Source organism: Enterococcus sp. AZ101, assembly GCF_050499005.1.
Taxonomy (GTDB): domain Bacteria; phylum Bacillota; class Bacilli; order Lactobacillales; family Enterococcaceae; genus Enterococcus_L; species Enterococcus_L ureilyticus.
In genome coordinates this window covers 1669648-1696271 of sequence record NZ_JBMHEZ010000001.1, presented here as the reverse complement: position 1 = coordinate 1696271, position 26624 = coordinate 1669648, and the positions used below count along the sequence as shown (strand labels likewise).

The window sequence follows — 26624 nt, the reverse complement described above, 5'->3', positions numbered from 1 at the left end:
CCTTCTTTCGCAAATACTTGTTATAGTAAGTATCCGCAAAAAAAGGGGTTTTTCATTTTTTAATACATATCTTTGATAGGAGCAAAGGTTTTTCTATGGATCGTACATATTCCGTGTTGCTCTAGTCCTAATAAGTGTTCTTTGGTTCCATAACCAGCATTATTTTCAAAGCCATAGCCTGGATACTTTTTAGCATAGTCTTCCATTAATCGATCACGAATGACTTTAGCAACGATACTTGCTGCTGCAATCGATATGGAACGCGCATCACCTTTAATGATACTTTCTTGTGGGATGTCGACATCTAATTTCATCGCATCGATCAATAAATAATCGGGAATGAAGCAAAGGTCTTCCAATGCAATACCCATAGCTAGTTTTGAGGCTTGATAAATATTGATTTCATCGATTTTAGTGTGATCTACCATACCAATTCCAATTGAAATAGCTTGGTTTTGGATTTCATCATAAAGTTTCGCTCTTTTTTTAGCAGATAACTTTTTAGAATCATTTACGCCAAGTAATTGAAAATTTTCCGGTAAGATCACTGCTGCAGCAACAACCGGTCCCGCCAAAGGACCGCGTCCTACCTCATCTATACCTACAATTAATCGATGGCCGGTTGCACGTGCTCTTTTTTCAAACAGCTGCATTTCTTCAAATAATGCTACTTCTTTTTCGTGTCGTTGTAGCCTTCGATCCCATTGAGCAAGAGCTTGTTGAACCCCACTACGTTCATCAGCTTGCCATAACGATATCCGTACATCATCTCTTTTATCAATAGTGGCCAGTAGAGCTTTGATTTGTTGAATTGATTCAGTTTTCATCTTTTGTAGCTCCTAATTCTTCCCAACGATCTAATGTATAGGGTCCCAATTTGCTGCTGCGGATCTCTTGGATGATCATTTCACTCGCACGATCGTAATCATCACGAAATCCTCGTTTTTGACTGATCAACATCAAAAGTTCAGCTCCGGGTAAAAAGGTATCCTCTTTTGATAACTGATAGCGTTCAACTAAACGCTGTGGATAAAAACGTGAAAAAAAAGTTAATCCGTAAATAGCCAAATCATCTAAGTGAAGCAATTGATCTTTAATCGCACCAGTTAAAGCCAACTTTTTACCGATTTCTTGATCTTCAAATTTAGGCCATAAGATTCCTGGAGTATCAAGTAATTCTAAATCCGTTCCAGATCGAAGCCATTGCTGTCCTTTTGTCACTCCGGGTTTGTTGCCAGTTTGGGCAATTTTTTTACCAACTAAACGATTCATCAATGTGGACTTTCCTACATTAGGAATTCCAATGCACATTGCACGGATTGCACGCGGCTTCAAGCCTTTTGAACGTTCTCGATCGAGTTTTTCTTTTAGGGCTTTTTTCGCTTCGGGTATGATTTTATTGACACCTTTATTTTGTTGAGCGTTGATTACTAAAGTATGGTAGCCTTTTTCTTGAAAATAGTGCTGCCACTTCTGATTTTGTTCTTTGTCAGCTAAATCACCTTTGTTTAACAAGATCAAACGTGGTTTTTGCTGTACGATTTGATCCATCATTGGATTTCTAGAAGAAAGAGGTAATCTAGCATCAATCAACTCAAAAACGATATCAACGTATTTTATTTTTTCAGATACTTCTCTTCGGGCTTTCGCCATGTGCCCTGGAAACCATTGTATTGTCATTCTATCACCTATCTTGGTATAAATTTCATATGTGGTATTGGATAGTAAACGAATTGTGCCTTGCCTAAGATATACTTACTTTCAACAGCGCCAAAAGAGCGGCTGTCTTTTGACATTCGTCGATTGTCGCCCAATACAAAATAACTATCTTGTGGTAAAACATCTTCTGTAACAAGGTTGCTTAAATCAAAATTCGTTGTATAAGGAGCCAGCTCGTGGTCCTTTTTTATATTTTTTTCTAAAAAAGCTTCTTCGATTGGCTTTTCATTTATATAGAGCTGATCATCTTCGTAGCGCACAGCCTCTCCAGGCATTCCAATGACTCGTTTGATATAAATAGCTCCTGTTGGCAACTTAAATACCACGACATCAAAACGCTTGATTGCTGAGAACTTTTCCATCACGATCATGTCACCTTGACTAAGCGTTTTTTCCATTGAATTACCATCAACTTGAACAGGAATCAAAATAAAACCTCTTAATATAAATAAAAAGACTAAGGAAGGAACGAGTAATTTCATGAAAGAAATAAAGCAACCTATATAAAAATTTCGTTTTTCCACTCTTTTTCTCTCCCTTTCTTTCACTGATTCTATTATAAAGGAAACACGATAGAAAAAGCGACTAATTTAAAGGAAAAATTGAATCTGTCTGTGAAAAATTTAAAATTGTCATACACGTGTAACTTTTGCTATATCAATTTTACGAATCTATTTGTTTTCTTTTTTTAGTTCTTTTATACCAGCTTCATAAAAAGCATCGTTATCTTTGATTTTCTGGGCAATTGCTATTTCGATTAGAGTTGCTGTTTCATTGTCTATCTCACCTGTAATTGGCAGTTCACTATTTTTTTGGACGGACTCGACTGCTAATTTCGTTTGTTCAGAAAATTCACTGCTTTGACCATCGACCTCATAATCGAGTGCCTTTAATAAGGCATTGACATTTTTGACAACAGGAGAAGAATCTCCTTGTTTTAAAGTCTTATCTCTAGAAATTGGAGACAGGTATGCATAGTCAGGATAGTCGACTTTAATCGTTGGTTCTAAGCCTTTTTCATGGATCCATTCACCGTTTGGAGTTAGCCATTTTAAAACAGTTAATTTGATTTCACTTTTACCATTAAGATTTTTAACGGTTTGAACCGTTCCTTTACCAAATGTTTTCGTACCAATAATTGTTTTGTCTCCAGATTCCTTTAATGCTGCTGCGAAAATTTCCGAAGCACTGGCACTTCCTTCATCAACTAAGACAACCGTTGGTTCCGTGACTTTGAAGCCATTATCTAATTGAGTAGAGGCAACTTCTTCACTGGTATTGCCATTTTTATCTTCAAATTGGATGATTGGTTTGCCATCTTTAAGGAACATACTAGCCATTTGCTCAACTTGATCTAGTAGTCCGCCGGGATTTTGGCGTAAATCGATTACAAATGAAGTTGCCCCATCTTTTCTTAATGTTTTGATCGTTTTTTGAAGTTCTTTAAACGTATTTTCACCAAAAGAGGTAATTTTGATTGATCCAACTGAGGGATCTGTTTTGTCTAGCTCTCCTTTGACCGTTTCGATCGGAATTGTGTCACGAATTAGTTTTAATTCAAATGTTTCTTCCCCGCGGGCAATTGTCAAGCGGACCTCAGTTCCTTTTTTCCCTCGAATTTTACTGACGACTTGAGTAAGGGTTTTTCCTTGCGTTTCTTCATCATCGACTTTCAAAATTGTATCATTGGTTTTCATACCTGCCTTAGCTGCTGGTGAACCTTCAATCGGTGCTTGTGCTACGGTGGGAAGATCATCTGTCATCGTCATGGTAGCTCCGATTCCTTCGAAACTGCCAGCAAGACTTTGATCTAATTCGTCCGCTTCTGGTTCGTTTAAATAACTAGAATAAGGATCATCCAGCGCTTCGGTCATGCCTTTTAACGCTCCATCGACCAATTTTTTTTCATCGACTTTTCCTACATAATTATTGATGATTTCATTATATAGAGCATCGATCTTTTTTAAGTCCTCATTTTGAGTAGGACTATCCGCAAGCTGTTTTTTATATTGGTAGTCAAAATAAATGTAGCAGCTGCCGCCAGCTAAAAAGGCGACACAAATGATCGAAATAAGGTATTGGCGAAAAGGGACTTGTTGTTTATTTTTCATAAGGTCATCTCTTTCTATAAAATTATCATTGCGTATTTTCCAGTTTACCACGAAAAAAAAAGAAGGAAAAGCTTTCTTCTCCTTTCCTTCTTTTTATTTATTGTTTTCTAGATATTTTTCCCAAATTTCGTCAAAAATATGCATGTTTGTCAAATAATCTGCATTCATTTCTAAATAGCTCGATAATTCATGATAATCCTCAGATTGCTTAGGAAATTGAATATCTTTTGCTGCATCATTTGCGAATTGACTCTCTTCGGTTTTTCTAGGGGCTCTTAACGTCATTAAATAATGATAAAAGCTTCTTCTCATAGTTTCACCAATTCTCTTTTATAAAATTTGCTCGGTTTGCATGTGCGTCTTCATAACGTTCAGGATCTTTTTGATAAAAAGCTTGGTGATACTCTTCTGCTGGATAAAAAACAGTTGCAGGTTCAATGGTTGTGACAATAGGTTCACTGAATCGGCCGCTTTCTTGTAATTTTTGGCGACTCTTTTCAGCAATTTTTTTCTGCTGATCGTTCGAGTAAAAAATAACAGGACGATAGTTATCACCGCGATCCTCAAACTGACCTAATGCATCCGTTGGATCAGTCTGCTGCCAATAAATCTCGACTAATTTTTCATAGGGCATTACTGTTGGGTCGAACTCGATTTCAACCGCTTCTGTATGGCCTGTAGTGTGACTTAAGACTTGTTCATACGTAGGAGCGACAACATGGCCACCTGTGTAACCAGAAGTTATTGCGTGAATGCCAGGTTGTGTATCAAAGGGCTGGATCATACACCAAAAACAACCACCTGCAAATATTGCTTTTTCGCTCAATTTGATTCCTCCTCAGTGTCACTCTTGTTCGTTGCAGCATTGCTATCTTTTGGTAAATAAATGTTCATACGAATATCATCGTCTACTAGGTTGATTTTTTCTGCTCTTATGAATAGACCATTTTGCATTCTGAATTGATCCAAACGCAATAAAATAGTACTATCATCCGGATTTACTTCAACCCAACTAGGTAGCTTATAATCTCTTTGAACGAATTTTAGAATCTCTTTCATGGGCAGCCCTAAAGTTCCAATCGATAGGCTTTTCGCTTTTAGCTGCACATTGCCGTTATCCATGACGTAAGGATCAAAGTAAAGATAAAATTGAATGGGATGGCCTAAAACTTCAAATGTACCATTCAGCATCGCTTCATTTTCCAAATAGAATTTATAAGTGATATCTGATCCTTTTTGAAAATCAGCAAGATAAAAATCAATCAATGCATTGATCTGTTTTTTCTTTGATTGAATCGCGACAACAGGTGTTCCGTCTTTTTCTACTAGTTCCGGAACTGGTTTATAATTTGGCTCACGAACTTGCGTAATCCTTACAAAAACAAATGTAATACTTCCAATAATAAAACCGACTAAAACGATGAAAGCTACTTTCCAACGGTTGACCTTATTTTTCACTTCAGGTGTTTTTTTTCTGCGTTTGTTTATTTTTTGACCTTCTTTTTTTTCTTCTGATTCAGTTGTCATTGACGTCACTCACTTCCTTTTTCGAGCCATTTATCTTGTGTTTTTACTATCTCTTCACGAACAGTACTAGCCATGATTTGGTAGCCTAAGTTATTAGGGTGGAAATGGTCTTCTTCATATAAAGCATTATTTTTGATATCATGTTCGCCACTTGATGTAGTAGCTGCAGCGGTATCTTCGCTACTAACGATCCCCACTTCATCACCAGCACCTTTATAAAGCAAATCATTGATTGGAATAAAATAGGCATTCGAATCTGCATTAACTATTTCTTCTGTTCCCTCATTCCAATTGTCCACTATCTCCTGCATTTCAGTAATATCAGGAAAATAAAGATAAAAAGGATTGTAGATACCTAGAACATAGATCGGTGCATCCGCATTATATTTACGAATTTCTGTAAGTAACTTTTCTACTTCTTTTTGATAGTTTTTCAAAGGTTTTTTAAACGAATCCTTTGTCAGGCGGAAAACATCGCCCTTGATTACCTTCATTAAATCATTTCCGCCTACAGTCAATGTTATAATATCGGCTGAGGCTAAACCTTCTTGAATTTCAGAGTTTTTTTTGATTCTTTTAAGAATTTGATCGCTGCGATCGCCGTTTTTACCGAAATTATCCGTTTGTACCCCATTCAAATGATACTTTTCTTGTAAGTCTTTGGCAACTAATGGAACAAAACCTCCAGAATTTGTTAAATCACCGATGCCTTCAGTCAACGAATCACCAATAGCTGCATAATGAATTACTTCTTTTTTGTCATTTTTTACGGTCTGCGCAGTTCCTGTACCTAAGATTGGCTTAGCTTTAGGAACTGCCACTAACAATAGCAAGAATACACCAATGATTGTGATAAAAAAAAGTGCATAACCTGACCAATTTTTTTGTAAAAATAGTTTCATTGTATCCCTTCCTCTGTTGTAAATCACGAAGCGTTTGATCCCTCAGAGAAAAAACAGGCCTTGGATTTTTTTATTCTAATTAAATTATCTCTATTTTGAGTCTATTTGTACAGTAAAATCTTATTAAAAAAAGCAGATCAGTTTGATCTGCTCAAAACTCAGTCTGTGTAGTACATGATAGCAAAAGCACTTTTGCCTGTATGAGTGGCAATTACTGGATTCGTGTGTAATACTGGGATATCCATCTCTGGAAATAGAGCTTGTAGACCTTCCTTAAATCCGTTGGCTAACTCTAAACCATCTGCATGAGAAATCCCGATTTGTCGTACATTAGGCAAATTGCTCAATTCGTTTTTCAACTCCTCAAACCATTTGTTGAATGTTTTCAAGCCACGGCCTTTAGCAACGGGTATCAATTCTGTATGATCAAAATCCATGACTACTTTCATATTGAAAATGCTAGATAAAAGCCCCGTTGTTCGGCTGATTCTGCCACCTTTAACTAGATTATCTAATGTGGAGATCCCAATGAATAGTTTTGTATTTTCTTTGACATGATTGATCTCAGCTAAAATTTCTGGAACACTTGCACCATTTTTCGCTAATTTAGCTGCTTGGATAACTTGAAAGGATAATCCTTGGTCCGTAAAATCACTGTCAATTACAGTAACATTAGCTGAACTAAGGTTTCCTGCTTGTCTTGCGGCTTCTACTGTACCACTTAAACCTTTAGTCATGTGGATTGAAACGACTTCACTACCGTCAGCTCCCAAACGATCATAGAGCTCTACAAATTCACCGATTGGGGGTTGACTGGTTTTAGGTAAAGCTTTGGCTGTGCTCATCAGTTCCATAAAATGTTCGCCTTCTAAATGATCATCGTCAGCATATACTACACCATCGATCATCACAGATAAAGGCATCATTTGAATATCTAAATCATCGCGTACACTTTTCAGCATTGTGCAAGAAGAATCCGTCACAATTTTAACATTTGTCATAATTTTATCACTCTTTCTTTAAAAACAACCTCAATTCGTGGTAAAATACTTTTGAGGCTTAAATGTCTATTTTTATTATAACAGACAAAGAATTATTTTTCACCAAATTAAAATGAAGGAAGTTGATTTCTTGGAAAAAGCAAAATTCTCGAGAAAATATATGATTGTAAATGAGGTGCTCAATGCAGTGACACATGGGATCGGTGCTGGCTTAAGTATTGCAGGATTAGTAATCTTGCTTGTCAAAGGTGCCCGCCTTGGTTCTGCTGTTCATGTCGTTTCTTATGCGATTTATGGATCAACTTTGATTCTCTTGTTTTTGTCTTCTACCTTATTTCATAGTTTGATTTTTACTAAGGCTAAGAAGGTTTTTCAAGTTTTTGATCATAGTTCGATTTTCTTATTGATTGCTGGAAGTTACACTCCATTTTGCTTATTAAGCATCAAAGGTTGGCTTGGCTGGTTACTGTTTGTTCTTATTTGGGTCATGGCAATTAGTGGTGTGGTGTATAAATCATTAACACTACATAAGCAAGAAACAGTAAAAAATGTTTCAACGGTTATTTATATTATCATGGGTTGGCTTTGTGTGATTGCTGCGAAACCTTTATATGATTCTTTGGGGCCTATCGGTATTGCCTTACTAGTTGCAGGTGGGGTCTCCTATACGTTAGGGGCTGCATTTTATAGTTTAAAAAGTGTTCGCTTTATGCACGTAGTTTGGCATTTGTTCGTTATGCTGGGTGCGGGGTTCATGTTCTTTTCAATTTTATTTTATACTTAGCTCGATGAGTAATTCTTTATTCTAAAGGGTTTTTAGTCCTTCTTTTTGATTCATCAAAAAAGAAGGACTTTTTTTGTATTTATCTCTTTACAAACCGAACAAACATTCGTATAATAACTATACAAACGTTTGTTCGATAAAAATTATGAGGTGATCAAGAATGAAAGCAGTTCGTCGTGGTGGGTTATTATTTGTTGTATTGATTATTGGTATTTTCTTAGGAACATTAGGATTACGATCCGCTTTACTTATTGTCAGCCCTCTGTTTATTATATGGTTTATGTTGTGGGATGAAAAAAGATACTCTCATACACGAAAAAAAAATGAACATCAACATTATGTATATCGTAAGTACCCTTAGATTGAATCTTATATATTTTCCTTAACTAACTAAAAATGATCTTTACTTTAGATGACTCTAAAGTAAAGATCATTTTTTAATATTCCATCAAAGTCACGATTTCATAATCAGTAATTTTATCCCGACCATGTAAATCCATCAATTCAATCAAGAAAGCACATCCTACGACAATCCCGCCCAATGACTCAATCAGTTCGATAGTCGCTTTAATCGTACCACCTGTTGCTAATAAATCATCACAAATCAAGACACGTTGACCTGGTTGAATTGCATCTTTGTGCAACGTTAATGTATCTGTTCCGTATTCTAAGTCATATGTTACTTCAATCGTTTCACGAGGGAGCTTTCCCTTTTTGCGGACTGGCGCAAAACCAACACCTAATTCATATGCAACTGGACATCCAACAATAAATCCGCGTGCTTCTGGTCCTACAACCATATCGATTCTTTTTTCTTTTGCGTAATCTACAATTTGTTTTGTTGCTTCACGATAGGCTTCACCATTGGCCATCAACGGCGATATATCTCTGAAAATAACGCCTTTTTCTGGATAATCTGGAATACTAGCAATATAATTTTTTAAATCCATCTTTTATACTTCCTCCTCTTGCCACAGCCATTGTTGTAATGTCTCACGATCGCTGTATAACAAAAACTCTTCTGTTTTGATTCTTTTTAAGCGAGTTTGATAGACCTTGCTTTCCGTCAAAGGATGATTTTCAGGACTCTCAACTTTTCTTAAAACACCGTTTTCTATTGTAACAAATCCTAGATCAAAAAACACCTGAATCATAAATATTAATAATTTTTCTTGTATCTTGAGATGCTGTGCCACCACATTCAGCTTATAACGAACATCAACTTGCTCTTGTTGTCTGACGAATTTGTATAATTGTGCATATTGTTCTCTTGTTCCTGTTCCATTCAAATAAGCTTCTTCTTGGGAAATTGCCATCAGATAAACACGCTCTATTTTACCACCTTGCGTAATTTGTTTTAATACATTAAGATCATCAGGACAATCCACAAAGACAAGTTGCTGAGGATTAGTACTCTTGATCATTGCTATAGCCTCATCAGCTTGGCTGACAAGCAATTGCTGACTAGCCGGATCATCGATCAATTTTTTGCTCTCAGAATTGAAGTAAACATATAATGTATTTGAAACAGGTATTTCTTTTTGGCGGCCATTTTTCCCTCTAAGGTCAAACAGCTGAACCCCATCAACTGAAAAATCAGTGACCATTAGCTGTGGCTTCTTGTTTCCATTCCATTCGTTGATCGACAACTGACCAACAAGATTCGTCGTCCCTTGACCAAACTCGTCTACTTGATTGCCCATTTGAAAAGCAATAGCATCTAATCTAGTACTGCCTTGACTTAATTGAAATTTAAGATGACTTTTATCTGCGCCAATTTGCCGACTCTGTTCGATAGACACATTTTCAAATAGAAAATTGGGTACTGGATTATCTGTTCCAAAGGGAGCAAGAATTTTTAGTTGTTGAATAAACGTTAGTGTTGCTTCATCGACGTTCAGTGACTCATCAACGAGTAATTCTTGTCCTTGGGATAAGTCGATTTGGTTTATTTCTAGATAATTTGCTAGATGTTTCTTCACTGTATCAAGATTTGCTACAGGGAGTGTCATCCCTGCCGCCATATGATGACCGCCAAAATGAATAAATTCTTCACGAATTTCACTTAACGCATTGAATAAATTCAAAGCTGAAACACTGCGTCCAGACCCTTTAGCTGATTCATTTTTTTCATCAATCGTCAATACGATCGTTGGTTTTCCAGTATCTTGCATGATTCTTCCAGCTACGATTCCAAGAACCCCTTCATGCCATCCTTGTTTTGCGACAATGTGGATTTGATCAATCGGATCAATCAATTCGAACGCTTCTTTAGTAATTGTTGCAACAATCTCTTTCCGCTCATCATTTTGACTATTGATGAATGTTGCGATTCGTTCCGCTTCTTCTTCATCAAATGTTGTCATTAATTCAACACCTGGAGCGGCATCGCCTAATCTACCTAAAGCATTTAAGCGTGGTGCAATCGTAAAACCAATATTCTCTTCACTAATCGCTTCTTTTTTCAACTCAGATAAATGAATCAAAATATCCAATCCGATTCTTTCACCAGTTCGAATCATCTCCAATCCCATTTTTACAAGGACTCGATTTTCATCTGTCAATGAAACTAGATCCGCAATGGTTCCAATCGCAACTAAATCAAGAAATTCAGCAGGTAGTTCTCCCAATAAAGCAGTTGCGACTTTAAAGGCTACGCCAACGCCTGCCAATTCCCCAAAAGGATAGTGTCCTTTGGGATGTTTTGGATGAATGATCGAAAACGCGTTTGGTAGTTCTGGCGGTAATTCATGATGATCTGTAACTATGACATCAATGCCTTGTTCCATCGCATAATTAATAGCTTCATGACCTGCTACACCATTATCTACTGTGACAATCAATTGAACCCCTTTTTCGATCTGCTCTTTAAACACCGCTAAATTTGGACCATAACCATGAATAAAGCGGTTAGGTAAAAAGTAGTCTACTTCTCCACCAATCAACTCGATTGCTTCTTTCATCACAGTTGTACTCGTAATGCCATCAGCATCATAGTCACCGTAAATCAAGATTTTTTCGCCTTGCGCTACGGCATCTTGAATTCTTGTTATGGTCTTTTCCATATCATACAGTAAAAAAGGGTCATAAAGATTTTCTACGGTTGGACGTAAAAATGTTTCTAAGGCCTCTGTTGATTGGATATTGCGATGCCATAATAGTTGGCCTAGCAATGGATTTATTTGTTCTTGCGTTAGTATAGTTGAAAATTCTTCAGGCAACTCTGTTTTTTCACGCAATTGCCATGTATATTTTGCTTTTTTCACGACGTCACTCCTAACCAAGTAATTATAGCAAATAGAATGAGAAAACTAAAGAAAGTATCTTAAAAGAGTTGTAAATGAAAAGTCTTTGTTTGGATTTGAACAATCGGATCAAAATCCGAGGCTGAGACATAACTCTATGAGTTACATCTCAGCCTCAAGGAATCCGAATAAACGGTGTGAGCAGAAGCAGATCATTTGGAAACAAACTGAAATTCACAAAAATTTGAAAAATAATTTTCGTGAATTCCAGCTTATTTTCCGGGGTTAAACACTTCTGTCCCAACCTTGGGTTCGAAGAGCCTGGCTATTTCCACTTTTTAGTTATACTTCTTCATTATTTCTTGGTTTAGTAAAATGATCGATACGACTCCCGACAGGTTCAGTTTCTACAACAGGTTCAATAGGTATTTGAGCCGCTACTTCATCATATTTAGCCTGCAGTTCAGCTAATTGATTTTCATATGCACGTTTAACTTTTTCCACTTCTTCTTTTGCTAAGGTATCGGCATCGTTTTTATAAACTTCGAGTTCTTTGTTTAATTCTTTCACTTGTTTTTTTTGTTTCCACATAGTTGTTGTTGAGGTCAGTAAGCCAATCAAAGCCCCAACAATTGCAGAGCCCAGAATAATCAGAATCAATGGACCTGAAATTTTTGTAAAACCAAAACTGACTGGAACTGTCTGGTTATTCAACACTGCGAAAATGACCACAATCAGGACCAACAAAAGCCCTATAAACACACGCCACTGATTTTTCATGTTTTTTCCTCCAAAGTTAAATTATTTTTTATTCAAAATACCACCAGCTAAAAGATCTCCTATATGTGGAAACAGCGTGTATAAACGAGAAGCACCTTCCATGATTCGTGGACGATTGATCTCACGTTTATGAGTACCCATCACATATACGATTTCTTTGGCAAGTTTATTAGGTTCTAACACAAATACATCTACAGATGCTAAATAATCCCCTGATGGATCAGCTTTGTCAAAGAATTCCGTTTGAATCGGTCCAGGATTAACAGTTGTAACAGAAATTCCTAAAGGTTTTAATTCTAAACGTAAGGCATTTGAGAAACCTAAAACAGCAAATTTGGTTGCGGAATAAACAGTTGATTTTGCTGTAGCCATTTTTCCTGCCATCGAAGCTACATTGATGATGTGCCCTATTCCACGTTCCGCCATTTGTATTGCGACTTTTTGTGTAAAGACCATCATACCTAAAACGTTCACTTCAAACATATTTCTAGCAATAGCTAAATCAATATCCATAAAATTCTCAAAAATACCAAACCCAGCATTGTTAACTAATACATCAATTGGCCCAACTTCTGCCTTGATCTTTTCGAAAACAGTTTCCACATTTTCAGGATCTGCAATATCTAATTGAAAAGAAAATGCATCTTTTCCACTTAAAGCTTCACACGCTTCTTTCACCTTTCCGATCAAATTGATTCGTCTAGCACAAACGACAACGATTGCGCCTTTTTTAGCGGCCTCATAACAAATTTGTTCACCTAAGCCAGCAGAACCGCCTGTTACAACCACTACTTTATCCGTTAAATCTTGTCCAGTATACATTTTGTTGCCCCCTTACTCAGCTCTAAATGGTATTTCGACAATTTCCATGTCTTTCACAATTTTTGTGTTTGGGAAAATTTCTTTCGCTTCATTTTCCAATTGAATAATATCCCCAGTTAAATAACGAGCGCTGATATGAGTTAGTATCAGCTTTTTGGCATTTGCATTTAATGCAACTTGCGCTGCTTGGTGACTAGTGGAATGATAATATGCTTTTGCCATTTTTGCTTCGTCTTTGTTGAATGTACTTTCATGAACCAAAATATCGGCATCTTCCGCAAGTGAGACGCTGTTATTGGATTTTCTCGTATCGCCTAAAATCGTCACAATCCGTCCAAGTTTTTTTTCACCGACAAAATCTTGACCATTGATTATCCGTCCATCTGGTAACTCCACAGATTCACCACGTTTGATTTTTCCGTAAATTGGACCTGAAGGAATATTTAAGGCAGTCAGTTTTTCTACTTGCAACTCGCCTTCATGATCCGCTTCAATGATCCGATAACCAAAGCTCTCAATGCCGTGATCTAAGCGAGAGCAAGTAACTGTAAATTGTTTATCAGAAAATATCGTTCCTTCTTTTGTGATTTCAATAAACTTCAGCTCATATGAAAGTCGTGTTTGCGAAACTTTCAACGCCGTTCGAACATATTCTGCAATGCCGACTGGTCCATAAATTTCTAGTTTTTCATTTCCGCCTTGAAAAGAACGACTGCTCAATAAACCTGGAAGTCCAAAAATGTGATCTCCGTGCAAATGGGTAATGAATATTTTTTCGATTTTTCTTGGGCGAATCGTACTTTTTAGAATTTGTAATTGTGTGCCTTCGCCACAATCAAACAACCAAACGGCATTTCTTTCATCTAATAATTTTAGTGCGATACTACTTACGTTACGATGTTTTGCTGGAACGCCAGCTCCTGTACCTAAAAATTGTAATTCCATGGGCTACCTAACTTTCTTTAAACTTCTTCTATATTTTAGAAGAAAGTTCCCACTTTAGCAAATAATATTTATTTTACAGGAAAATGCAAAATAACGGTCGTTCCTTTAGGTGTGGTATCCGTTAATTCAATTTTCCCCTGATGTTCCTCAACAATCCATTTAGCAATTGCCAACCCAATGCCATACCCGCCTGTTTTACGGTTTCTAGAACTTTCGCCACGATAAAAACGTTCAAACACTGCTGTCTTTTTTTCATCGAGAATGCCAATACCCGTATCGCTGATTTTGATCAACCATTCATTATTTTTAACGCTGGAAAAAACAACAATTTTTTCTCCAGACTTAGTATATTTTAATGCATTATCTAACAAAATGATCAGTAATTGATGAATTCTTTTTTTATCGAAAACAACTTGTTGGTCCTCACCTAGATCGATCATAAACGCTTTATCTTCTGCTAGCGCTAGTTCTTGATATGGCAATAGTACATTATTTAAAAAGCAATTGATCTTTACTGGTGTTTTTTCTAGGGTCAAGGCATTCGAATCTGAGCGTGCTAATAATAACAAATCGCTCGTTAATTGGCTTAGACGTTGAACTTCATCTAACGATAAAGCAATCGTCTCTGATTCTTCTAAAATGGTATGATTGGGGTTTGTAAACAACTTTTCTAATTTAGCTTGGATAATCGTCAATGGTGTTCTTAATTCGTGAGAAGCATTTTCTACGAATTCTTGTTGTTTCTTCCAAGAGATCAAAATGGGTTTCATAAACCATTTAGAAAGAAAATAACTTAATCCGATGGATAACAGCCCAAAAACAACCATACAAATAATTAGGATTTGCTTAAAACGTTCAACCGTCCCTTTGATGGGATCCGTGTTTACCAGTAATTGGATATAAGCTATTTGGTCCTGATTTTCTATCGGTATTGTAATCGAATGAAATTGCAGTGAACGATCATTACTATCTTTCGTTTGAACGCTGGTAACTTTATGTAACTGATCCGTCGATAATTTTAAATTCTGAAAATCATAAAAACGAGAACCTAATTCAGATTCATTAACGATTTCACCATCTTTAGACCAAAGAATTACTTGTTGCTGGAAGTTATTGGGCGGTGGTGTGTCAAATTTACTGAGCTGGGGGGATTTCCCTTGCAGTCTTTCCGTTTGCAAAAGCTGATGTTGTAAAAATTTTTGATCATTAGCTAAACGTTGCAGATCGTTATCGACCGATTGATAAATCGACGTTTGGACTAATTGAAACACAATTAGCCCTAAGACTAGGAAAATACTTGCGAATGAAATCAGGTTGATCATGAAGTAATGGACTCTTTGTTTTTTACTTAGTTGCTTATTCATGAATCACTCTCCTTCTGATGCTTCAAAAAGATACCCTACATTACGTAAAGTTCTAATCCAGCGATCAAGACCAAATGGTTTTAAATTCTTTCGCAAGTTGCTCATATAAACTTCCACAACGGTTAACGTTGTATCTGATTGAAATCCCCAAATGCGGTCAAATAATTGATCTTTTGTGATGATCCGTCCTTGATTTTGCATAAGGTAATGTAGTAGATCAAATTCTTTTCCTTGCAGAGTTAACTCATTTCCTTTGTAGCTTGCGTGACGATTATCAAGGTCCAAACGGAGCTCATTGACGACTAATTCATTGTTTCCATTCATACCAAGTGCTCGTCGCGCTAGCGCCTGAACACGTAGTAATAATTCTTCTCTATGAAACGGCTTCGTCAAATAGTCATCTCCACCATTTTTAAACCCGTTAACTTTATCCTCTAGCCCATCTTTAGCAGTCAAAATTAGAACAGGCGTGTAGATATTCTTTTGTCTCAATGCACTTAAAACTTGTTCACCTGTCATTAATGGCAACATTAAGTCTAGCACTACTAGATCATAAATTCCTCGTTCTGCTTCGTATAGCGCTTCTTCTCCATCATAAACTTGAACGATTTCCCCTACTTCTGACAAAATTTCTAAAATACTGTCTGATAAAATTTCATCGTCTTCAACAAGTAGTATTTTCAACATTTATTTCACATCCTTATAATCAAAAAAGAAGACGAAGAGAAAGAATCTCTTGTTCACGTCTTCTAGTTTAGCCCTTAGTCTTATGATTCGGTCAAGGTAAAGACAATTTCAGTCTTCACCTTGATCTGCTCACTTTACTAATAAATAGCAATTAATTCTCGTTTGCGTTTTGTTTTTTATCTTGCCATGATTTTTCAGCAGAATCTTTTGTTTCTTTTTCTACAGCTTTGGCATCTGTGATTTCTTTTTCCACATCTTCAAAATCTAGACGAGTGATTTCTCCACCTAGTTCATTCATGATCAACTGATTTAACGGACGATTGTCATCTTCGTCTGCGATTAAGATCAAGCCAGTCTCCCCTTCACCGATTTGTTTCGTCACATGTTCGAAGACTGTTTGAGCACCTTGAATTTCTTTAGCATCTTGAGAAGCACCGAATAAGCTTCCTGCAAACCAACCAAGTAAAATTCCTAAAGGACCTCCTAAAATACCAATCAACATTCCGATCATACTATTTTTGGATGTGTGATCATTACCTGTGAAATCTAGGAAATCGTCAATTTTGAATTGATGAACGCCATCATTAATATGGGTCACAACAGCCATTTGTTCCCCTTTGATTTTTTTCTCTACGTACAATTTCTTTATTTCTGAAAATGCTTGGTAAGCTTGACTTTCTACTTCAAAGTGCATAATAATAACTCGTTTAGACATATAACCACCTCGTTCTATTTGATACTCTTATTCTATCAATAAACCAGCTGTTAAAGCAATAAAAATCAATTACCTCGGTGGTTGTCCCCCCCCCATTTGTCCGCCACTGACTTTTGCGCCTGATTGATCAACTGAAGTCATTACATTTTCCAGTGTAATTTTTGCCAATTCAGTTCCACTAGAGTAGTTGCTATTGTTGTATAAACCGTTTTTAACAGTGCCTGAATCTTTGCCATTGATTGATAAGGTAATTGTCTCCCCTACTTTTAAGTCAGGTGAGCTAATGGCAATATGAGAAAACGCCTTTTCAGGTGCAACTGAAGCAATTGTTTTGCCCGATTCATTTTTTAAATTGATCAATGTCCCTGCTGCTTTCGTATCATCAAAGTAAAGACTTAATGTAGCTTGTGCAGAAGAGTCACTACTAGCCATCGCCATCCCCGAACTGCCACTAGAGACTAACATACCACCATCCATAGTAAAGGTTCCATCATAATCTAGGGCCGCATTTCCATTATCGGTCGGTCCATTGACTATTAGTGTACCTGACGTCATCCGGACATCCCCATTGCTGTCAATGCCATCGCCATCTGCATTGACAAAGATATTTCCACCATTGATTTCGATGAAATTGGTGCTATCTCCATCACCGCCAGGTTCACCAAATGCATCTGTACCAAATTGTCCTGCTTGTTCTGACTCACCAGAACTACCCCCAGCAGCGTTGATTCCATCATCCGAAGCCAAAAGAGAGATCGTACCATTGTTAATGGTAACCGAAGCCCCTTCCAATCCTTCATACGAGTTGCTGATTGCTATCGTACCATTATTAATTACTAAATCAGTATCAGCATGTATGCCATCATCCCCACTTGCTAAAGAGAAACGACCATTATTGATGGTTACTGTAGCATTCGAATGAATAGTATCATCAGCGGCATTAAAATCAAAGTTTCCATCATCAATAATGATGTTTCCAGAAGCCTTGAGCCCTTTATAGCTAGCTGTGGTATCAATTGTGTGGTCGTCATAACCATTAGCTGTCTGAACGGTAATATTAGCAGTCGAAATGGATAGGTTCGTTTCAGCTTGAATACCATCATTTCCTGATTGAATGTTAAATTTTCCACCATCGATTGCAATCCAACCTTTATCTGCATCAGTGCTGTTATTCGCTTGGATTGCGTCACCTTCTGTTGTTTTTAAGGAAAAAGTACCACCTGCAATAGAAATCGAATCCTTACCTTTGATCGCGTTATTCTTAGCCGTAACGTTAATGGTGCCATTCGTAATAACTAAGTCGTCTTTACTACGAATACCATTATCATAAGAGCCCGTCACGTCTAGCGTACCTTTCCCATTGATGACTAGGTCATCTTTACTGAAAAAAGTTGCATCGGGTTCCGTTTCATCAGCAGAAGCAAAGGTGTAATTGCTACTATCAATAAGCGTATTTTTAGAGCCATCTGCTAAAGTTGTAATTACTTTTTTTGCTTGTTCTACATAAATTGCAGAGGATGAGGCATTTGTTAGTGACACTTCATTTAAAACTAGATGAACCTGTTCATTATTGGCACTGATTTTTATTTGCCCATCATACGTTCCAGAAATAATATAGGTACCACCTGCGGTAATGGAGATGATGTTATCTTTTTCTGAAGCGCCAGAACCATCAATTTCTGCACTCGTCTTTTTTAACTCAATTTTTGTTGCGGAGCTTTCATCATAACTTTCATCAAAGTCTTCCTCATCATAAGTACCATACTTATTTTCAGTAGATTTTTTTGCATCTTCGACAGTAATAACGTCTTCTGAATTTTTTGAAGATAACGTGTTTGTATTTGGATCTTCTTTCGTGCAGCCCGATAATAAAAAGACGAGCATTGTTAAGACTGTTAAACCTAATTTCGCTTTTTTCATGTTATTCACCTACAATTCTTCTCTATTTGTGGCTACCTTACCTGAAATAATTGTTAAATTTCCATTCCTTATGCGCATGGCATCCATCAACTCTTTTTCTGTTTGACTATCTTTTAATGTAATACGATAACGCAATTCATAAAGACTGCCCATATTCGTTGTTTTGACTGAGTCTAGAGTTGCAGAATAGGTATACTCTTGAAATAGGTCATCAAATAATCCTGGATAATCTAAATCTTCTGGGATCGTGATTTTTATTTCCCGTTCTGTCACCTTTTGCTTTTCACCAAAATGAACTGTGTTTAAAATCAATAAAAATAAAGCAATGATTAAAGAAAATAGTGTGACATAGCCAACATAGCCCATACCTGTGGCCAACCCAATTCCCATCGACCAAAAGATACTAGTGATTTCTCTAGCTCCTCCGGCTACTGAACGAAATCTGATTAAACTAAAGGCACCTAAAACGGCAACACCCGTACCTAAATTCCCATTAACTAACATGATGACTAATTGAACCAAGACAGGTAAGACAGCTAATGTGATCACAAAATTTTTACTATAAACATTTCGATACATATGAACACAAGCAACTAAAAGACCTAATAAAACCGAAGTCATAATACAAATCAAAAGTTCCTTGAACGATACTTCAACTGAACTTTCTACTAAAAGACTAGACAACATATTGAAAATCCTCCTTAATATAAAAAAACATTAAATAGTTCAATTTCTTCTCTTTACCCAAAATTCTTCCAATTAGAATGGGGCTCAAATAAGTAACGTTGATAAGTTTGCGCATATTTTGAAAAAGAGACCGGATAAATTTCTAGTGCTGCTAACATTTCTGAAAACCATAATGGATAAGCGCCCATTGCTTTGACTTCCATTAAAATATCGATTTCTGGTGCTACTCGTTCTCCTTGATCATCTATTGTACAAGTCAATCTATCTTGTCGATAACGGATATTAAAATCAAACGTGATTCGAAAATCTTCATTCTCTAAATCAAATAAGGCCCGCCTATCATACGCAATCATTACTTTTGGTTTTAATCTTTTTCGTGCAAACAACCAATCGATTTCCTGCTTGATTTGTTGTTCTTTAGCTGTTTGCAATTTAAATGAATATGGTTTTTGAACGTAATTTTGAGCCGCTTCATATGTTAGTGCTACTCTTCTTTTATAAACAACACCACTGATTTTCTTTTTTATTTCAAGAAAAACAGTGGATTCTTCTTTTGGAATCCCGTAACTTCTAATTCTAAACTTTTCTTTGTAAACTGGTTTTGTTATAGAGTTACGAATCATTTGATAGTCTTCCGTGTCGAAATAAATTGAAATTATCGTATGTAGCCCGTGCTCATCTTCTTGCAGATAAGGATCTATTTTTTCTCTTAATTGCTGATATATTCTATTCGTCAATATATATTTTTTTTCTTTTCTGTGAAAACTATTTTTTAGTTTAACCATTGTAATTCCTCCTTTAACTAAATTCATTGTATAAGAACAAACATAAATGAAGCTTAAAGTAAAAAAAATCATTTTATTGCATTTACAGCAATAAAATGATTTAATCGTCTATTTCTTAATTAAATGATTTGGAAACAGGTGTACATAGTTTGTTTTGATCTTTTGTGACTGCCTTCATCCTTATGTGCTTTTTATATGTGTTGATTCCAATAGCGATCGTAATAGTGTAGGAAATTGTCCTATTTGTAAAGGTGACAATTGAAGTTCTTTAAGTAGCTTAAACGACTAGTGTCCGCTCATTACTGAAATTTTCATATTTTTTATTTAAAGCAATATCTTCTAATGTTTCTACTAATGTGTACACTTCTTGATAAGTGTTATATAAAGCAATTGGAGCTAAGCGAATCACATTCGGTTCTCGAAAATCTGGGATGATATTTGCTTGTTTTAGTGCTTTACAAATTCTATATGCTTCTTCGTGTTCCAAACAAACATGACCACCACGTCTATTATCTTCTCGTGGGTTTCCTACTGCGTAGCCATATTTGGCAAGTTTTTCATCAATCAAATACATGAGGTACGCTGTAATAGATAACGATTTATTACGAATTTTATCCATCCCAACTTCATTAAAAATCGTTAAAGTTCCTTCCAGTGGAGCCATTGCCAAGAAACTTGGGGAGCCAATTTGCCAGCCGCTTGCATCTCTTTGATGGTCAAATTGATGGTTCAACTCAAATTGAGTATCATCCTTGTTCCCCCACCAACCTGCTAATCCTGGTATTTCTTTGAAATGTTTCTGATTCATGTAAAGACCAGCTATTGAGCCTGGTCCTGCTGATAAATATTTGTACGTACACCAGACAGCAAAATCAGGATCAATCTCTTTAAAATCCATCGGTATTGCGCCTATAGCATGGCATAAGTCCCAACCAATTAGAATTCCTCTTTGATGAGCAGCATCCGTCACTCGTTTCATATCCAATAGTTGAGAACTACGATATAAGACCGTTGGCAAAAGAATGATCGCTACATCATCAGTCATCGCTTCAATCACTGCGGATTCATCAATCAAGCGTCCATCCGCACTTTCCACCACTTTTACAGCGTCTTTGGGATCAAATCCTCGCAATTTTACTTGGCTATCGATAGCATAACGATCTGTAGGGAAATTTAAATCATCAACTAAAATTTTGTACCGCTCTTTTGTAGGTTTGTATAATGTACTGATACATTGATGAATATTGATCGTTGTGCTACCTGTGATCACTACTTCTTCGGGATACGCATTGATCAACGGTGCTGACATTTCACCTAATTTACCAGCATAATGGAACAATCCATCCCATAATTTAATGCCTTCTTTTTTCCAAATGTTCATCATGTTAAGTAAGGCTTCTTCAGCGTCTTTAGAAGCCAAGCCTAGTGAATTACCGTCCATATAGATTTCACCTGGCTGAACATAAAAACGATCTCTGATGCTTCTAAGCGGATCTTTCTTATCCATTTCCGTTGCAAACGCATGATCTGTCTGAAATACTCTTTCCATTATTTGTCACCTTCCAAGTTTTTATTTAAAAGAAGCATATCTAAAAACATGCTACTCTTTCGTGAATAATTTAATTACGATAAAACATTTTCATTATTCAATTTAACAAATCCAACTACTGCTAATAATGCAATGACACCAATACCACTAAGTAAATAGGTACTATTTTGCCATGATTGATCTCCTTCACTTAGTTTTGTAACAATCGGTGTTCCGACAAAAATGCCAACATAATAAAACAAGTTGATAAAAGAAACGCTTGCTCCAATCAAGCGGTCTTGTTTTACCACTTTTGGGGCCAAAATCATCACACAGGAAGAAGACAAACTAGCTCCCGCCGAAAGTGCAAAGAGTTGCATAATAAATGTCACGTTACTTGACAAGTACCCCATCCAAAAGGTTGCGGCTAACATTAACAGAAAAGAACAAAAGATCATTACCTGCCCTTTTTTGGTTCTATCAATCAAATAGCCTGCTAAAGCACCAAAAGGAATGCCAAATAGACCAAAATAGCCAGTGTAGCTATTTGCTAACGATTCTGATAAACCATATTGTTGCCTATATATCTGCGGATAAAGATTGATAAAAGCAAATAGTATAAAAGCCATACAACCTTGAGCAAGAGCTAACAACCAAATCGATTTATTCTCTATCGCCTTTTTAAATGAGCCTGACATTCTTTTTTGCTCAACAATAGATTGATTCTTTGGTTCATCTAATAGAAAGAAAAACAAACACAACAAAAGAACTGACAAACCTGCAATAAGAAACCAAAGTGAACGTAACCCATAGGCTTGTACGAGAGGTTTAAACAAGTTCATCGCTAGCATTGAGCCTAAAGCAGAAAATGTCCCCCAAAGTCCTGTGGGAATACCGCTATTACTTTCTTGAAACCAAAAATGAATGAAGACGATACCCACCATGATAATCATTGAAAAGGAAATCCCTTCGAGCGCTCTTGAAAGCAACAATGAGCAAAACCTAGTTGAAATTGCCCCCCAGATATTCCCAATTGCTAAACAGCCCATCAATCCGATTAGTAATTTTTTGGGACCAAAACGTGTGACTAAAGCGCCACCTGGAACAGCTAGAAAAATCCCGGAAACTGTAAAAATCGACATTAACAACGAAACTGTCGATAGACTTACACCTAATTCTGATCCCAATTCATTTTGGATCGGCACTAATTTCAATTGACTTAAAGAAACAAGCACACCACCTGCATACAGCAATAAAAACTTTAACCACCTGTTTCTCACCATAAAAAATGCTCCTTTGGTAGTCTTTTTAGATAAAAAAACATCTATTCACTAATAAATAACTAAATCCTCTTGAGATAAATTAATGATAACGAATTTTTTTGTTACTTGTATATAAAATTATGAATCAAATGGAAGCATTCGCTTTAAGATTCAGAAAAAGTATGTCATTTTTTTTAACAATATGAAACGCCATTCTCTAAATTAGCCATTTTGACTTTGTAATGATAAAACGGTCAATACCTCTATTTTTTTATGGAAAGCCATCCATTTATCCTCTATAATAAACATATCAAATGGTTTCAAGTGGAAAATAAAGGAGGTAGACTATTGGACAAAACTGACCGTAAACTTTTAGAAATCTTACATGAAAATTCACGAATTTCAATTGTTGAATTGTCTCAAAAAGTCAATTTGAGTCGCCCAAGTGTAAAGGAACGAATCAACAAATTAATTGAAAAAGGCATCATTACAAATTTTACGATTCAAATATCCAGCGAACAGTTCAAAGAGAATATTACTTTTTTCACTGAATTGAGCCAGGTTAGACTTCCCGTCGAAAAAACGTTAAATTTATTGAGAAGTAGTCCTTACGTTAATGAAGTATATATCGTCAGTGGTGAGGTTAATTATTTAGTGAAAGCAACAGTGAGTAATACTACTGAGATGAAAGATGTACTTGCAAAATGGATGCAATTTTCAAACATTAAAAGTTCAATTGTTTTAGAAACTGCGATAGATAACCAACTGAATCTTGATCTAATTGGCTTTTGAGAAATAACAGTTTCTTTCTTTAATTAAATAGCACATTAATTTGTGAAAATAATCACTTTAAAGCTGAAAAAAAGAGCCGATATAACATCAGCTCTTTTCTTATGATTCTTCATCTAATCAACAAATTCAAATTCATACTCACCAATTCGAACAATATCGCCATCTTTCGCTCCACGAGCTCGTAAAGCTTCATCGATACCCATACCGCGTAATTGACGAGCAAAACGCATAACACTTTCATCGTGTTCAAAATTCGTCATTTGGAACAGTTTTTCTAATGATTCTCCAGATAATATCCAAGTTGCATCAGAATCTCGATCAATCGTAAATTCTGGTCCTTCTGGTTGGAATCCATAATGAACTGTATCTTCTATTATTTCTTCCTCATATAATGGAAATTCTGGTGTTACATCAATTAAATCGGCAGTTGCATTAAGTAATGGTTCAATCCCTTTACGCGACACACCAGAAATTGGAAAAATCGGCAAATGATCTGCGTACTCATCAGTCCGTTCTTTTTCAATTTGCGCTTTAAATTTCTTTAAATTCTCTTCCGCTTCTGGCATGTCCATTTTATTTGCTACAATGATTTGGGGACGTTCCATTAAACGCATGTTATGAGATGCTAGTTCCTTATTGATAGCAAGATAATCTTCATAAGGATCGCGGCCTTCCATCCCACTCATATCAATCACATGTAAAATAACTCTGGTACGCTCAATATGACGTAAAAACTGTGTTCCAAGTCCAACACCTTGAGATGCGCCTTCAATCAATCCAGGTAAATCAGCTGCTGCAAAACTTCGTCCGTCACTAGTTGATACCATGCCAAGGTTAGGAACTAATGTCGTAAAATGATAGGCACCAATTTTAGGTCTAGCAGAAGAGATAACAGATAGTAAAGTCGATTTTCCAACAGAAGGGAAACCAACTAAACCAACATCAGCTAGCACTTTTAATTCTAATTCAATTTTTCTTTCTTGACCGGGTTCGCCATTTTCTGCGATTTCAGGAGCTGGATTTTTAGCAGAAGCAAAACGAATATTCCCGCGTCCACCGCGTCCACCTTTGGCTACAGTCAATGTTTGACCATTTTCAATCAAATCTCCGATCAGCGTCCCTGTTTCAGCATCCCGAACGGTTGTACCTGGTGGAACTTTTACAAAGGTATTTTCTGAGCCGCGGCCGTGCATGCCTTTACTCATCCCATTTTCACCAGGTTGTGCTTTAAAATGACGATTAAAACGAAAATCCATCAATGTACGTAATCCTTCTTCTACAACAAGAATCACGTCTCCTCCTTGACCACCATCTCCTCCGGCCGGTCCGCCGTCGGGTACATATTTTTCTCTACGAAAGGCAACCATTCCATCTCCGCCTTTACCAGCTTTGACATCGATTGTTACCTGATCTAAAAACATGGACATCTTTTGTCCTCCTATCTTAAAGACAATGACTAACGTGTTTCGTTTCCAAACATAAAAAGAAGCGATTCGATCTCATCATTGCTTTGGTTTACATTATTTACTGCTCTTTCACTTTTTAATACTGCGATTTCATTGAAAGCCTTTCTTATTGTAAAGGTTAAAGCTGAATTTGTCTAGCCAAACTCGTTTTTATGAACGAGAATCGATAGTCTTTAGAGCTATGACAACAGCACTACTACTTAGCTATCTCGAGCAATCATCCATGTCATCATGAAAAACAGAAATCACTACATTAAATGATTCATATCGTGTAACTGACTCGCTGATAAAACGATTCTCCTTCTGCAATAACTTGTTAATTGGTCTGAAGTACCTCTACAATTTGAGCTCTATTCATAGCCCCGACTCCATTACTTATAAGAAGACAAGATTTTTGACAAAAGTTTGAAAAGCGTTCATGCTATAAGTATAGCGTATTTCATCGTTTTTTTAAACAAACGATTCGATGATGCTGCTCATTTTTTATTACCCAACAATAAGCTTGATTAAGCTTATTATGTATCTAATTTAAGGAGGAAATTTAGTATGACAGTAAAAGTAGGAATCAATGGATTTGGCCGGATTGGTCGTTTAGCTTTTCGTCGCATCAAAGAAGTCTCTGATGATATTGAAGTTGTCGCAATCAATGATTTGACTAGCCCGACCATGTTGGCACAATTATTACAGTTTGACTCGACACATGGTACGTATCCTGGAAAAGTTACCGCGACAGATCATTCAATCGTCGTTGATGGTCAAGAAACTAAAGTGTATGCCGAAGCTGATGCAAGTAAGTTGAAATGGGTCGAAGAAAATGGCGTCGATATTGTTTTAGAGTGTACTGGTTTTTACACGTCAGAAGCTAAAGCTCAAGCGCATATCGATGCTGGAGCAAAGCGAGTTGTAATTTCAGCTCCAGCTGGTGATATGAAAACCATTGTCTATAATGTCAACGATGACACGTTAACATCAGAAGATAAGATCATCTCTGCAGGCTCATGTACAACAAACTGTTTAGCTCCTATGGCTTATTTCTTAAATAATGAATTCGGTATCGAGGTTGGTACCATGACAACCGTTCATGCCTACACCTCTACTCAAATGTTATTAGATGGACCAGTTAAAGGCGGCAATTTACGAGCTGCTCGTTCAGCCGCAGACAATACGATTCCACATTCAACAGGTGCTGCCAAGGCAATTGGCTTAGTTATTCCTGAATTGAATGGAAAATTGCAAGGACATGCGCAACGAGTGCCAGTCGTTGATGGCTCTTTAACAGAATTGGTATCGATTTTAAAAACAAAGGTTACTGCAGATCAAGTAAATGAAGCAATCAAAAAGCATACCATTGATAATCCTTCATTCGGCTATGACGATCGTGAAATCGTCTCTGGCGATGTAATCGGCACAACAGAAGGCTCAATTTTTGACCCAACTCAAACTGAAGTTACGACTTCTGGGGATTATCAATTGGTTAAAACTGTTGCATGGTATGACAATGAGTATGGTTTCACCTGCCAAATGATTCGTTTACTGGAAAAATTTGCTAATTTGTAATATCTGGCATTTTTACATTTAAAGA

At 36.6% G+C, this 26624-nt stretch carries 27 protein-coding genes; 4 read left to right on the top strand and 23 right to left on the bottom strand.

The window, feature by feature from the left end:
• Positions 1-59: 59 nt before the first annotated feature.
• From IGJ50_RS08040 to IGJ50_RS08000, 9 genes are all read right to left on the bottom strand, one after another.
• Positions 60-827, bottom strand: coding sequence for a ribonuclease HII (locus tag IGJ50_RS08040; protein WP_429949793.1), 768 nt, complete (start codon positions 825-827; stop codon positions 60-62).
• Positions 817-1680 carry a ribosome biogenesis GTPase YlqF gene (gene ylqF, locus IGJ50_RS08035; protein WP_069641403.1) on the bottom strand — a complete coding sequence of 288 codons (864 nt, stop codon included), beginning with the start codon at positions 1678-1680 and terminating at the stop codon, positions 817-819. The genes IGJ50_RS08040 and ylqF overlap by 11 nt, the downstream gene beginning before the upstream one ends.
• An 8-nt stretch (positions 1681-1688) precedes the next feature.
• Positions 1689-2243: a signal peptidase I gene (lepB, locus tag IGJ50_RS08030; RefSeq protein WP_429949791.1), complete on the bottom strand. Its 555-nt coding sequence runs from the start codon at positions 2241-2243 to the stop codon at positions 1689-1691.
• 147 nt (positions 2244-2390) lie between these two features.
• On the bottom strand, positions 2391-3830 hold the full coding sequence (locus IGJ50_RS08025; protein WP_429949790.1) for a S41 family peptidase: 1440 nt from the start codon (positions 3828-3830) through the stop codon (positions 2391-2393).
• Between the two features lie 93 nt (positions 3831-3923).
• Positions 3924-4142, bottom strand: coding sequence for a YozE family protein (locus IGJ50_RS08020; RefSeq protein ID WP_069641406.1), 219 nt, complete (start codon positions 4140-4142; stop codon positions 3924-3926).
• Positions 4143-4146: 4 nt separating this feature from the next.
• Positions 4147-4656, bottom strand: a complete 510-nt coding sequence (gene msrA / locus IGJ50_RS08015) for a peptide-methionine (S)-S-oxide reductase MsrA (RefSeq protein ID WP_083244427.1) — start codon at positions 4654-4656, stop codon at positions 4147-4149.
• Positions 4653-5357 carry a YpmS family protein gene (locus IGJ50_RS08010; RefSeq protein ID WP_069641407.1) on the bottom strand — a complete coding sequence of 235 codons (705 nt, stop codon included), beginning with the start codon at positions 5355-5357 and terminating at the stop codon, positions 4653-4655. The genes msrA and IGJ50_RS08010 overlap by 4 nt, the downstream gene beginning before the upstream one ends.
• Positions 5358-5362: 5 nt before the next feature.
• Positions 5363-6259, bottom strand: coding sequence for an SGNH/GDSL hydrolase family protein (locus IGJ50_RS08005; RefSeq protein ID WP_069641408.1), 897 nt, complete (start codon positions 6257-6259; stop codon positions 5363-5365).
• 158 nt (positions 6260-6417) lie between these two features.
• Positions 6418-7260 carry a DegV family protein gene (locus IGJ50_RS08000; RefSeq protein WP_069641409.1) on the bottom strand — a complete coding sequence of 281 codons (843 nt, stop codon included), beginning with the start codon at positions 7258-7260 and terminating at the stop codon, positions 6418-6420.
• 130 nt (positions 7261-7390) lie between these two features.
• Here IGJ50_RS08000 and trhA point away from each other — a divergent pair, with 130 nt between their 5' ends.
• Entirely contained in the window at positions 7391-8044 is a 654-nt protein-coding gene (gene trhA / locus IGJ50_RS07995) for a PAQR family membrane homeostasis protein TrhA (protein ID WP_069641410.1), read from the top strand.
• A gap of 160 nt (positions 8045-8204) precedes the next feature.
• Positions 8205-8405, top strand: coding sequence for a hypothetical protein (locus tag IGJ50_RS07990; protein ID WP_069641411.1), 201 nt, complete (start codon positions 8205-8207; stop codon positions 8403-8405).
• A 76-nt stretch (positions 8406-8481) separates the two neighbouring features.
• Here IGJ50_RS07990 and IGJ50_RS07985 read toward each other — a convergent pair whose 3' ends face one another.
• The 13 genes from IGJ50_RS07985 to IGJ50_RS07925 form a co-directional block, all read right to left on the bottom strand.
• Positions 8482-8994, bottom strand: coding sequence for an adenine phosphoribosyltransferase (locus tag IGJ50_RS07985; protein ID WP_069641412.1), 513 nt, complete (start codon positions 8992-8994; stop codon positions 8482-8484).
• A gap of 3 nt (positions 8995-8997) precedes the next feature.
• Positions 8998-11310: a single-stranded-DNA-specific exonuclease RecJ gene (gene recJ / locus IGJ50_RS07980; RefSeq protein ID WP_429949786.1), complete on the bottom strand. Its 2313-nt coding sequence runs from the start codon at positions 11308-11310 to the stop codon at positions 8998-9000.
• A gap of 321 nt (positions 11311-11631) precedes the next feature.
• The gene (locus IGJ50_RS07975; protein ID WP_069641414.1) at positions 11632-12069 is read right to left on the bottom strand and encodes a LapA family protein; all 438 of its coding nucleotides are present in this window, start codon (positions 12067-12069) and stop codon (positions 11632-11634) included.
• A gap of 21 nt (positions 12070-12090) precedes the next feature.
• A complete protein-coding gene (locus tag IGJ50_RS07970) occupies positions 12091-12891 on the bottom strand; it encodes an SDR family NAD(P)-dependent oxidoreductase (protein WP_069641415.1) in 801 nt (266 codons plus the stop codon).
• A 12-nt stretch (positions 12892-12903) separates the two neighbouring features.
• The gene (gene rnz, locus IGJ50_RS07965; RefSeq protein WP_069641416.1) at positions 12904-13836 is read right to left on the bottom strand and encodes a ribonuclease Z; all 933 of its coding nucleotides are present in this window, start codon (positions 13834-13836) and stop codon (positions 12904-12906) included.
• A gap of 68 nt (positions 13837-13904) precedes the next feature.
• Positions 13905-15200, bottom strand: a complete 1296-nt coding sequence (locus IGJ50_RS07960) for a sensor histidine kinase (RefSeq protein ID WP_069641417.1) — start codon at positions 15198-15200, stop codon at positions 13905-13907.
• Between the two features lie 3 nt (positions 15201-15203).
• Positions 15204-15887: a response regulator transcription factor gene (locus tag IGJ50_RS07955; RefSeq protein ID WP_069641418.1), complete on the bottom strand. Its 684-nt coding sequence runs from the start codon at positions 15885-15887 to the stop codon at positions 15204-15206.
• A 151-nt stretch (positions 15888-16038) separates the two neighbouring features.
• Complete coding sequence (locus tag IGJ50_RS07950) at positions 16039-16602, bottom strand: DUF1269 domain-containing protein (protein ID WP_069641419.1); 564 nt, start codon at positions 16600-16602, stop codon at positions 16039-16041.
• 69 nt (positions 16603-16671) lie between these two features.
• The gene (locus tag IGJ50_RS07945; RefSeq protein ID WP_429949784.1) at positions 16672-18522 is read right to left on the bottom strand and encodes a carbohydrate-binding domain-containing protein; all 1851 of its coding nucleotides are present in this window, start codon (positions 18520-18522) and stop codon (positions 16672-16674) included.
• A gap of 9 nt (positions 18523-18531) precedes the next feature.
• Positions 18532-19209, bottom strand: a complete 678-nt coding sequence (locus IGJ50_RS07940) for a DUF4956 domain-containing protein (protein ID WP_069641420.1) — start codon at positions 19207-19209, stop codon at positions 18532-18534.
• 53 nt (positions 19210-19262) lie between these two features.
• Complete coding sequence (locus tag IGJ50_RS07935) at positions 19263-19994, bottom strand: polyphosphate polymerase domain-containing protein (RefSeq protein WP_429949782.1); 732 nt, start codon at positions 19992-19994, stop codon at positions 19263-19265.
• Between the two features lie 277 nt (positions 19995-20271).
• Entirely contained in the window at positions 20272-21543 is a 1272-nt protein-coding gene (gene kynU, locus IGJ50_RS07930; protein ID WP_429949780.1) for a kynureninase, read from the bottom strand.
• A 74-nt stretch (positions 21544-21617) separates the two neighbouring features.
• Positions 21618-22805 carry an MFS transporter gene (locus IGJ50_RS07925; protein WP_429949778.1) on the bottom strand — a complete coding sequence of 396 codons (1188 nt, stop codon included), beginning with the start codon at positions 22803-22805 and terminating at the stop codon, positions 21618-21620.
• A gap of 327 nt (positions 22806-23132) precedes the next feature.
• Between IGJ50_RS07925 and IGJ50_RS07920 the strand changes: the two genes are divergently transcribed.
• Positions 23133-23576 carry an Lrp/AsnC family transcriptional regulator gene (locus IGJ50_RS07920; RefSeq protein ID WP_069641424.1) on the top strand — a complete coding sequence of 148 codons (444 nt, stop codon included), beginning with the start codon at positions 23133-23135 and terminating at the stop codon, positions 23574-23576.
• 113 nt (positions 23577-23689) lie between these two features.
• On the opposite strand, the gene obgE is transcribed toward IGJ50_RS07920, so the two are convergent.
• Positions 23690-25003: a GTPase ObgE gene (gene obgE, locus IGJ50_RS07915; RefSeq protein ID WP_069640678.1), complete on the bottom strand. Its 1314-nt coding sequence runs from the start codon at positions 25001-25003 to the stop codon at positions 23690-23692.
• Between the two features lie 585 nt (positions 25004-25588).
• On the opposite strand from obgE, the gene gap reads away from it, so the two are divergent.
• The gene (gene gap, locus IGJ50_RS07910) at positions 25589-26599 is read left to right on the top strand and encodes a type I glyceraldehyde-3-phosphate dehydrogenase (protein ID WP_069640679.1); all 1011 of its coding nucleotides are present in this window, start codon (positions 25589-25591) and stop codon (positions 26597-26599) included.
• Positions 26600-26624 lie beyond the last annotated feature (25 nt).